The organism is Streptomyces sp. NPDC050704 (assembly GCF_040654355.1).
Taxonomy (GTDB): domain Bacteria; phylum Actinomycetota; class Actinomycetes; order Streptomycetales; family Streptomycetaceae; genus Streptomyces.
Genome location: NZ_JBFAHW010000214.1, coordinates 1 through 9510, shown reverse-complemented (window position 1 = coordinate 9510; position 9510 = coordinate 1). Strand labels below are relative to the sequence as shown.

Below are 9510 nucleotides of genomic sequence, written 5' to 3'. Positions count from 1 at the left end.
GCCCCTTTGGGGGCGCGGGGAACTGCGCGACCAGCCACAGCCGGCCCGCACCCGACGAACTACCCCCGCCGCGTCAACTCGCGAGAGCAGCCTGCATCATCGCCTTTGCAACCGGCGCAGCCAATCCGTTACCGCTCACTTCGGACCGCGCCGCATCCGACTGCTCGACGATCACCGCCACGGCGACCTCCTTACCGCTGGAGTCGTCCTTCGCGTAGGACGTGAACCAGGCATACGGCGTCTTGCTGTTGTTCTCGCCGTGCTGGGCCGTGCCGGTCTTGCCGCCCACGGTCGCCCCGGAGATCTGCGCGTTCGTACCCGTGCCCTTCTCGACGACCGTCTGCATCGCCGACTCCAGCTGCTCGGCGGTGGACGAGCTGACGATCTCCTTCGTGTCGGTCCCGTCGTCGTAGTTCTCCAGCACATTGCCGTCCGCGTCGCTGATCTGCGACACCATGTGCGGCGAGACCAGCTTGCCGCCGTTGGCGATGGCCGCCGACACCATGGCCATCTGCAGCGGCGTCGCGGTCACGTCGAACTGGCCGATGCCCGTCAGGGCCGTGGACGACTTGTCCATGTCCGACGGATAGACGCTCTCGTACGCCCGCACGGGCACGTCCTGCGTCTTGTCGTTGAAGCCGAACTTCTCGGCCATCGCCCTGAGCTTGTCCTGGCCCAGGTCGACGGCCATCTTCCCGAAGACGTTGTTGCAGGAGTACTGCAGCGCGACGCGGATCGTGGCGTTCTCACAGGGCGCCGACGCGCTCTCGTTCTCCAGCACCCGGGTCGTGCCCGGCAGCGGGTACGGGTTGGGGCTGTCCGTCCTCGCGTCCACGTCCGGGTACAGCCCGTCCTCCAGCGCGGCGGCCGCGACGACCAGCTTGAACGTCGAACCGGGCGGCAGCGGCTGCCGCAGCGCGCGGTTCGTCATCGGCTTGTCGGCGTCCTTCGTCAGCTTCGTCCAGGCGTCGGAGTCGCCGGCGCTGATCGTCGACGGGTCGTACGACGGGGTGGACACGGCACCGAGGATCTTGCCGGTCTTCGGGTCGATCGCGATCGCCCCGCCCTTCTTGCCGCCGAGCGCCTCGTACGCGGCCTTCTGCACGTCCGGGTCGATCGTCGTCACCACGTCGCCCGGGTCGGCGCGCTTGCCGGTGACCGATTCGAGGGGATCCTTCAGCCGGTTGTCCGTGCCGTCGAGCAGCTCCTGGTAGATGCCCTCCAGCTGCGTCGCCCCGTACACCTGCGAGCTGTAGCCCGTGACCGCCGCGTAGAGACTGCCGTCGGTGTACGTGCGCTTGTACTTGAGGTCGCTGCCCTTCGTCTCCGCGGAACCGGTGATCGCGTTTCCGCCCACGATGATGTTCCCGAGCGGGTACGCGTACTGCTCGATCGCGTTCCGCCGGTTGTCCTTGTCCTCTGCGAGCGCCCGGCCGTCGTAGAACTGCACCCACGTCGCCCTGACCAGTAGGGCGAGCACGAGCAGCAGCGTGAACACGGAGGCGCGCCTGATCGTCTTGTTCATCCCGCTCTGAAGACGCGCGGGACGGAGTCAATCGTTCCCTGTCGCCCCGAATTCTCATGTGCCGTTCATGGAACAGCCGTCGACGGTCGACGGTCGACGGTCGGTGTCCGGTGGCCGTCCTCAGGCCTCCAGCGTCAGGACCGCCTCGTCGATCTCCTCGCCGCGGGCGTTCGCGAAGCCCCTGTCCTGTGCGGTCACGCGGAAACCGCACTTCTCCAGCACGCGCAGCGAACCCGCGTTGTCCGCCGCGGCACGTGCGTACAGCGGGCGTTCGCGGACCTCGGCCAGCAGGGCTCGCAGCGCCGCCGTCGCGATGCCGCGTCCCCAGTACGCCCGGTCGATCCAGTACGTCACCTCGCGCTCGCCGGGCTCGCCGTACACCGCCGCGTTGCCCACCACGTCACCGTCGACGAGGACCGTACGGTTGACGACGTCGGACAAGCTACGGATCCGCTTCCAGTGGGCGTCGAAGGCGTCCCGGTCGGTCGGGTCCTTGGCGGTGAACGCGGCCATCCGCACGGACTCGGGATCCATCATCTGCCGGAAGAACACTGGCAGATCGCTGTCGTGGATCTCGCGGAGCACGACCTCCATGCCGGACACCTCAGTCATCTCAGCCATGTCAGAGCCTCCGGGTGGCGAGTGTCAGTCGGTCCCGCGCGTCGAACAGCGCGTCCTTCACCATCTGCTCGTGCGCGGGCGTCAGCCGGGCCACCGGCACCGAGCAGCTGATCGCGTCCCGGGCGGGGGTCCGGTAGGGGATCGCGACGCCGAAGCAGCGCAGGCCCAGCGTGTTCTCCTCGCGGTCCACCGCGAACCCCTGCTCCCGCACCTGGTGCAGCTCGACGATGAGCTTCTCCCGGTCGGTGATGGTGTGCTCGGTCAGGGCGGGCAGGGTCTCCGGGAGGAGCTTGCGGACCTGCTCGTCGGTGTGGGTGGCGAGCAGCGCCTTGCCGAGGGAGGTGGAGTGGGCGGGGAGGCGGCGGCCCACGCGGGTGAAGGGGCGGAGGTAGTGCTGGGACTGGCGGGTGGCGAGGTACACGACGTTCGTGCCGTCCAGGCGGGCCAGGTGGATCGTCTCCGTGGTGTCGTCGGAGAGCCGGTCCAGGGTCGGCCGGGCGGCGGCCACCACCTCGTCACCGTCGATGTACGACGTCCCGACGAGCAGGGCCCGTACGCCGATGCCGTACCGCGTGCCCGTCGCGTCCGTCTCGACCCAGCCGAGCTCGACGAGCGTGCGCAGCAGCATGTAGAGGCTCGACTTGGGGTACCCGACGGCCTCCTGCACGGCGGCCAGCGAGTGCATGCCGGGCCGGCCCGCGAAGTACTCCAGCAGCTCCACGGTCCGTACCGCGGACTTGACCTGCGCCCCGCCGCCTGTCTCGACTGCCGACATCGCCTTGACCCCCTCGTTCGCCGCGAAATAGTCTCCACAGCATATTCACCACCAGAGACAGCGTTCAGCATATCGAACGCCCCTGGTGAGTGGCACATGAACTGCGGCATTACATCTGGAGGGACCCGCGGTGGCAGCAGCACCAGTCTGGAGTGTCGACCCCCGAACCGGGAAGCAGCGCGAGCAGGTTGCGGTGGAAGCCACAGCCCAGGAGGTGGACGCGGCCGTCCGCGCGGCCCACGCCGCCCGGGGAGCCCTGGCCGACCGTACGGTCCGCGCGGCCTTCCTGCGGACCGCCGCCGACCAGCTCGAAGGCGCCAAGGACCAGCTCGTCGAGGCCGGTGACGCGGAGACCGCGCTCGGCCCGGTCCGGCTCACCGGCGAACTCGCCCGCACCTGTTACCAGCTGCGGGCCTTCGCGGACATCGTCGACGAGGGCGAGTTCCTCGGCGTCGTGATCAACCACCCCGACGACACCGCGACACCGCCCATCCCGGACCTGCGCCGTTACAAGGTCCCGCTGGGCGTCGTCGCCGTCTACTCGGCCTCGAACTTCCCGTTCGCCTTCTCGGTGGCCGGCGGTGACACCGCGAGCGCGCTCGCGGCCGGCTGCCCGGTCGTCGTCAAGGCCCACCCCGACCACCCCGGGCTCTCCGAGCTGGTCGCCGCCGTCCTGCGCCGGGCCGCCGCCCAGCACGACATCCCCGGCGGTGTCGTCGGCCTGGTCCACGGCTTCGAGGCGGGCGTCGAGCTGGTCAAGCACCCGCTGGTCTCGGCCGCCGGTTTCACCGGGTCGGTACGCGGCGGACGCGCCCTCTTCGACGCGGCGGCCGCCCGGCCCGTGCCGATCCCGTTCCACGGCGAGCTCGGATCGCTGAACCCCGTCGTGATCACCGAGGCCGCGGCCGGCGAGCGCGCCGAGGCGATCGGTACGGGGCTCGCGGGCTCCATGACGCTCGGTGTCGGCCAGTTCTGTGTGAAGCCTGGCCTCGTCCTCGCGCCGGCCGGCGCGGCGGGCGACCGGCTGCTGAAGTCCCTGACGGACGCGGTCAGCAACACCGACGCCGGGGTCCTGCTCGACCACCGCATGCGCGACAACTTCGTCGCCGGCGTCGCCGAGCGTGCCGAACTTCCCGAGGTGGACGCCCCGGTGACCCCGGGCGCCGGCGGTGAGCACACGGTGAGCCCCGGCTTCCTGACGGTCCCCGCGGGCAAGCTCGCCTCCGAGAGCGAGTACGACCTGCTCCTGGAGGAGTGCTTCGGCCCGGTCACGGTCGTCGTGCGCTACGAGGACCAGGCCGAGGCGAACGCGGTTCTCGCCCGTCTCCCCGGCAACCTCACCGCGACCGTCCACCTCTCCACGGAGGAGGCGGCGGGCGAGGGGCGCGGTGCGGAGATCCTCGCCGAGCTGACGCCGCTCGCGGGGCGCGTGCTCGTGAACGGCTGGCCGACCGGTGTCGCGGTCGCGCCCGCCCAGCATCACGGCGGGCCGTACCCGGCGACCACGTCCACCTCCACGTCGGTGGGCGGTACGGCCATCGAGCGGTGGCTGCGGCCGGTCGCGTACCAGAACGCGCCTGAGGCGTTGCTGCCGGCCGAGCTGCGGGACGACAACCCGTTGGGGTTGCCGCGACGCTATGACGGCCGCCTGGAGCGGTAGGGCGCCGTTGGTTGTCTGGTTTGTTGGGGAGCTGCGGGCCGGCTGTGGCTGGTCGCGCAGTTCCCCGCGCCCCTTTCAGGGGCGCGCCAGCAGTGGTTGAGCTGAGAGACTCGGCGTATGGAACTCGATATACCTGAACTGCCCTTCTCTCTGCGTACTTACGGTCCCGACGGGCACTGGTCGTACGAGGACGGGATACTCACCGGCTGGGCGGGGTCGCGGCAGGACCGCTTCGTGCCGCCCACCGATGAGGGGCTGGACCCGGCGTCCGACGCGCCCCGTCTGCTGGGGGCGCCGGAGGGGGACTTCCAGCTCATCGCGCGTGTCACGGTCGGCTTCGCCGGGGGCTTCGACGCGGGTGTGCTGTACGCGCACGTGGCGGAGCGGGCCTGGGCCAAGCTCTGCCTTGAGTACTCCCCGGACGTCCCGACCGTCTGCACGGTCGTCACCCGTGGTCACTCCGACGACGCCAACTCCTGGACGGTGGACGGCAGTTCGGTCTGGCTCCGGATCAGTCGCACCGGCCGCGCCTTCGCCTTCCACGCCTCCAAGGACGGCAAGCGCTGGACCTTCGTCCGCCTCTTCACCCTGGGCGACGAGAAGGAGACCGGAGCGGCCCTGATCGGCTTCATGGCCCAGTCCCCGATGGGCGAGGGCTGCGTGGTGACGTACGACCACATCGAGTTCCGCCCGGACTGGCCGGCGGACCTGCGGGACGGCAGCTGAGTCCCGAACGCGTGGTGTCGCGCCGCCGGACGCCCGTGCCATGCTGCCGGGCATGCCCACCGACACGCACCTGACGCTGCCGGACGGACGGCCCGTACCGCTCATGACGGGGTCGGAACGGCCCACGCTGGACAGCTGGCTCGCCTTCCACCGGGCCACGCTGGAGCTGAAGTGCGGGGGACTGGACGACGACCAGGTGCGGCTGGCCTCCGCCGCGCCGTCCGAGGTGACCCTGCTGGGCCTGGTGCAACACCTCGCCGAGGTGGAACGGAACTGGTTCCAGCGGGTGTTCGCCGGGCTCGACGTGCCCGCGGTGTACGAGGACGGAGCCGGAGGCTATGCCCTGGACCCGGAGCGCGGGCTCGGCGAGGCCCTGGCGGACTGGCGCCGGGAGGTGGAGCGGGGCCGGGAGCTGTGCGCCGGCCGGTCGCTGGACGACACCGGGCGCATCGTCGGCGGCCCGATGGCCGGAGTCGAGGTCAGTCTGCGCTGGATCCTCGTTCACCTCATCGAGGAGTACGCGCGGCACAACGGTCACGCGGACATCGTCCGGGAGCGGATCGACGGGGTCACCGGTGCCTAATCAGGGAATTCCGGCAGGGTGTCTGAAGCGCTAATTCCGGACCCTATTCGAGCGCAGCTTCCCGTATTCTTCTGCCCGCTTTCTTCGAGGTTAAACGCTAAGATTTCGCGAACACCAACCTCGTAATTCGGGCAGGTCTCGTGGTGATTACGCTGCTGTGACGTAATACACAGGCTGTCCGCTTCCTCCTGTATTTTCCGGACAAATGGGCTGGTCTTGCTCTGTCCAGCGCGCCGCCGCGCCCGCGTGATAACACAGGAGCCGCGCTGACGTAACCCCGTCCGGCGATGCAATTTCACTTTTAGCTCGGTAAATTCAATCCGCATGACCGCCGCACAAGCAGACCTGCAAGCGGAATTCCTGGAAATGCCAGTTGGGCTGCGGATCGACCGTCCGCACGTGGGGGACGGAGCCGCGCTCTGGCGTATCGCCAAGGACTCCGGAACCCTCGACCTCAACTCCTCGTACAGCTACCTGCTGTGGTGCCGTGACTTCGCCGGCACCTCGGCGGTGGCGCGCGCGGCCGACGGCGAGCCGGTCGCCTTCGTCACCGGCTACATCCGGCCCGAGCGCCCGCACACCCTCCTCGTATGGCAGGTGGCCGTCGACGCGGCGCACCGGGGCCGCGGCCTGGCCGCGGCGCTTCTGGACGGACTGACCCTGCGGATCGCGGGCGAGCGCGAACTGACCGTCGTCGAGACCACGATCACGCCCGGCAACACGGCCTCCGAGCGCCTCTTCACCTCGTACGCCGCACGCCACGGAGCGACCGTCGAGCGGGACGTGCTGTTCGACGCGGGCCTGTTCCCCGACGGCCCGCACGACCCCGAGGTGCTGTACCGCATCAGCCCCCTGTCGTTCTGAACCCCCCATGCTTCTGAGGAGTAACGCCGTGAGCATCACCCAGCCCGACCTGAGCGTCTTCGAGACCCTGGAGTCGGAGGTGCGCAGCTACTGCCGCGCCTGGCCCACCGTCTTCGACCGCGCGCAGGGCAGCCGCATGTTCGACGAGGACGGCCACGAGTACCTCGACTTCTTCGCGGGCGCCGGATCACTCAACTACGGCCACAACAACCCGGTACTGAAACGCGCCCTCATCGACTACCTGGAGCGCGACGGCGTCACCCACGGTCTCGACATGTCGACGACCGCCAAGCGCGCCTTCCTCGAGTCGTTCCAGAACATCGTGCTGCGACCGCGCGATCTCCCGTACAAGGTCATGTTCCCGGGCCCGACGGGCACCAACGCCGTCGAGTCCGCGCTGAAGCTGGCCCGGAAGGTGAAGGGCCGGGAGGCGATCGTCTCCTTCACCAACGCCTTCCACGGGATGTCGCTCGGCTCGCTCGCCGTGACCGGCAACGCCTTCAAGCGGGCCGGCGCGGGCATCCCGCTCGTGCACGGCACGCCGATGCCGTTCGACAACTACTTCGACGGCAAGGTGCCGGACTTCCTCTGGTTCGAGCGGCTCCTCGACGACCAGGGCTCAGGCCTCAACAAGCCGGCCGCGGTGATCGTCGAGACCGTGCAGGGCGAGGGCGGCATCAACGCCGCACGCCCCGAGTGGCTGCGGGCCCTGGCCGATCTGTGCGAGCGCCAGGACATGCTGCTGATCGTCGACGACATCCAGATGGGCTGCGGCCGCACGGGCGCCTTCTTCTCGTTCGAGGAGGCGGGGATCGTGCCCGACATCGTGACCGTCTCCAAGTCCATCAGCGGGTACGGACTGCCCATGTCGCTCTGCCTGTTCAAGCCCGAGCTGGACATCTGGGAGCCGGGCGAGCACAACGGCACCTTCCGCGGCAACAACCCGGCCTTCGTCACCGCCGCCGCCGCGCTGGAGACGTACTGGTCCGACGGGCCCGCGATGGAGAAGCAGACCCGCACCCGCGGCGAGCAGGTCGAGCAGGCGCTGATCTCGATCACCGAGGAGAACCTCGCCGACATCAAGGAGTACCGGGGACGCGGCCTGGTCTGGGGCATCGAGTTCCACGACAAGGCACGCGCGGGCAAGGTGGCCGGACGGGCCTTCGAACTCGGCCTGCTCATCGAGACGTCGGGCCCGGAGAGCGAGGTCGTGAAACTCCTCCCGGCGCTCACCATCACGCCCGACGAACTGGACGAGGGGCTGCGCACCCTCGCCCGCGCCGTCCGGGAGACCGCCTGAGAAGCACGCGTCCGAGAAAGACGTGTGCGAGAAGGACGTGTGCGAGTAACACGCGTCCGAGAACACGGAAGAGAGGCACCGCACCACCGTGATAGTCCGTTCGTTCAAGGAGCTGGAAGGCACCGACCGGCACGTCAAGTCCGCGTCGGGCACCTGGGAGAGCAAGCGCATCGTCCTCGCCAAGGAGAAGGTCGGCTTCTCCCTGCACGAGACGATCCTGTACGCGGGTACGGAGACGTCGATGTGGTACGCGAACCACGTCGAGGCCGTCGTCTGCGTCGAGGGTGAGGCCGAACTCACCGACGACGAGACCGGGAAGAAGTACACGATCACGCCGGGAACCATGTACCTCCTCGACGGGCACGAGAGGCACACGCTGCGGATCAAGGAGGACTTCCGCTGCGTCTGTGTCTTCAATCCGCCGGTGACCGGACGGGAGGACCATGACGAGAACGGTGTCTACCCCCTGCTGACCGAGCCCGAGGAGGTCTGAGCAGATGACCACGACCCCGCCCACGCTGACCGATCTGTACCCGAGCCGCGGCGCCAGTGAGGTGTCCGTACCCCGCCAGGACCCGGTCGTCTGGAGCGCGCCGGACACTCCGGGACCGATCCCGGCGGCCGACCTCGGGTCGTACGAGCGCGACGGCTTCCTCGCCATCGAGCAGCTCATCGGCGACGACGAAGTCCCGCTCTACCGAGCCGAGTTGGAGCGCCTGGTCACCGACCCGGCGATCCGCGCCGACGAGCGCTCGATCGTCGAGCCGAAGTCGCAGGAGATCCGCTCGGTCTTCGAGGTCCACAAGATCAGTGAGGTCTTCGCCCAACTGGTGCGCGACGAGCGCGTGGTGGGCCGGGCCCGGCAGATCCTCGGCTCGGACGTGTACGTCCACCAGTCCCGGATCAACGTCAAGCCGGGCTTCGGGGCGAGCGGCTTCTACTGGCACTCGGACTTCGAGACCTGGCACGCCGAGGACGGTTTGCCGAACATGCGGACCGTGTCCGTCTCGATCGCGCTGACCGAGAACTACGACACCAACGGCGGCCTCATGATCATGCCGGGGTCGCACCGGACCTTCCTCGGCTGCTCGGGGGCCACCCCGAAGGACAACTACAAGCAGTCGCTCCAGATGCAGGACGCGGGCACGCCCTCCGACGAGGCGCTCACCAAGTTCGCGTCCCAGCACGGCATCAAGCTCTTCACGGGCAAGGCGGGCTCGGCGACCTGGTTCGACTGCAACTGCATGCACGGCTCCGGGGACAACATCACGCCGTTCCCGCGGTCCAACGTCTTCATCGTGTTCAACAGCGTGGAGAACGCGGCGGTGGAGCCGTTCGCGGCACCGGTGCGCAGGCCTGAGTTCATTGGAGCCAGGGACTTCACGCCGGTGAAGTGACGTACCGCTGACGGTAGTTGAGGGCCCGGCTCTTGTCCCGTACGACGACGTACGGGACA

Annotated in this window: 10 protein-coding genes; 7 read left to right on the top strand and 3 right to left on the bottom strand. The window is 69.0% G+C overall.

Going from position 1 to position 9510, the window contains the following annotated elements; all coding sequences use genetic code 11:
• Positions 1 to 73 precede the first annotated feature (73 nt).
• From AB0I18_RS50725 to AB0I18_RS50715, 3 genes are all read right to left on the bottom strand, one after another.
• Positions 74 to 1525 carry a penicillin-binding transpeptidase domain-containing protein gene (locus tag AB0I18_RS50725; RefSeq protein WP_363112659.1) on the bottom strand — a complete coding sequence of 484 codons (1452 nt, stop codon included), beginning with the start codon at positions 1523 to 1525 and terminating at the stop codon, positions 74 to 76.
• 120 nt (positions 1526 to 1645) lie between these two features.
• Entirely contained in the window at positions 1646 to 2119 is a 474-nt protein-coding gene (locus tag AB0I18_RS50720) for a GNAT family N-acetyltransferase (protein WP_363112660.1), read from the bottom strand.
• Positions 2120 to 2147: 28 nt separating this feature from the next.
• On the bottom strand, positions 2148 to 2921 hold the full coding sequence (locus AB0I18_RS50715; protein WP_363112658.1) for an IclR family transcriptional regulator: 774 nt from the start codon (positions 2919 to 2921) through the stop codon (positions 2148 to 2150).
• Positions 2922 to 3051: 130 nt separating this feature from the next.
• Here AB0I18_RS50715 and AB0I18_RS50710 point away from each other — a divergent pair, with 130 nt between their 5' ends.
• The 7 genes from AB0I18_RS50710 (at position 3052) to thpD (ending at position 9451) form a co-directional block, all read left to right on the top strand.
• On the top strand, positions 3052 to 4581 hold the full coding sequence (locus tag AB0I18_RS50710) for an aldehyde dehydrogenase (NADP(+)) (RefSeq protein ID WP_363112657.1): 1530 nt from the start codon (positions 3052 to 3054) through the stop codon (positions 4579 to 4581).
• Positions 4582 to 4698: 117 nt separating this feature from the next.
• Positions 4699 to 5307 carry a DUF1349 domain-containing protein gene (locus AB0I18_RS50705; RefSeq protein ID WP_363112656.1) on the top strand — a complete coding sequence of 203 codons (609 nt, stop codon included), beginning with the start codon at positions 4699 to 4701 and terminating at the stop codon, positions 5305 to 5307.
• 52 nt (positions 5308 to 5359) lie between these two features.
• The gene (locus AB0I18_RS50700) at positions 5360 to 5890 is read left to right on the top strand and encodes a DinB family protein (protein WP_363112655.1); all 531 of its coding nucleotides are present in this window, start codon (positions 5360 to 5362) and stop codon (positions 5888 to 5890) included.
• 324 nt (positions 5891 to 6214) lie between these two features.
• Entirely contained in the window at positions 6215 to 6754 is a 540-nt protein-coding gene (ectA, locus tag AB0I18_RS50695; protein WP_363112654.1) for a diaminobutyrate acetyltransferase, read from the top strand.
• Positions 6755 to 6782: 28 nt separating this feature from the next.
• Positions 6783 to 8054, top strand: a complete 1272-nt coding sequence (ectB, locus tag AB0I18_RS50690; RefSeq protein ID WP_363112653.1) for a diaminobutyrate--2-oxoglutarate transaminase — start codon at positions 6783 to 6785, stop codon at positions 8052 to 8054.
• An 88-nt stretch (positions 8055 to 8142) separates the two neighbouring features.
• A complete protein-coding gene (locus AB0I18_RS50685) occupies positions 8143 to 8547 on the top strand; it encodes an ectoine synthase (protein WP_363112652.1) in 405 nt (134 codons plus the stop codon).
• A 4-nt stretch (positions 8548 to 8551) separates the two neighbouring features.
• Positions 8552 to 9451, top strand: a complete 900-nt coding sequence (thpD, locus tag AB0I18_RS50680; protein ID WP_363112651.1) for an ectoine hydroxylase — start codon at positions 8552 to 8554, stop codon at positions 9449 to 9451.
• The last annotated feature ends 59 nt before the right edge of the window (positions 9452 to 9510 follow it).

Bases quoted from the DNA above. Each gene is read 5' to 3' on its own strand.
- AB0I18_RS50725 (WP_363112659.1), bottom strand. From the start codon at position 1,525: ATGAACAAGACGATCAGGCGCGCCTCCGTGTTCACGCTGCTGCTCGTG.
- AB0I18_RS50720 (WP_363112660.1), bottom strand. From the start codon at position 2,119: ATGGAGGTCGTGCTCCGCGAGATCCACGACAGCGATCTGCCAGTGTTC.
- AB0I18_RS50715 (WP_363112658.1), bottom strand. From the start codon at position 2,921: ATGTCGGCAGTCGAGACAGGCGGCGGGGCGCAGGTCAAGTCCGCGGTA.
- AB0I18_RS50705 (WP_363112656.1), top strand. From the start codon at position 4,699: ATGGAACTCGATATACCTGAACTGCCCTTCTCTCTGCGTACTTACGGT.
- AB0I18_RS50700 (WP_363112655.1), top strand. From the start codon at position 5,360: ATGCCCACCGACACGCACCTGACGCTGCCGGACGGACGGCCCGTACCG.
- ectA (WP_363112654.1), top strand. From the start codon at position 6,215: ATGACCGCCGCACAAGCAGACCTGCAAGCGGAATTCCTGGAAATGCCA.
- thpD (WP_363112651.1), top strand. From the start codon at position 8,552: ATGACCACGACCCCGCCCACGCTGACCGATCTGTACCCGAGCCGCGGC.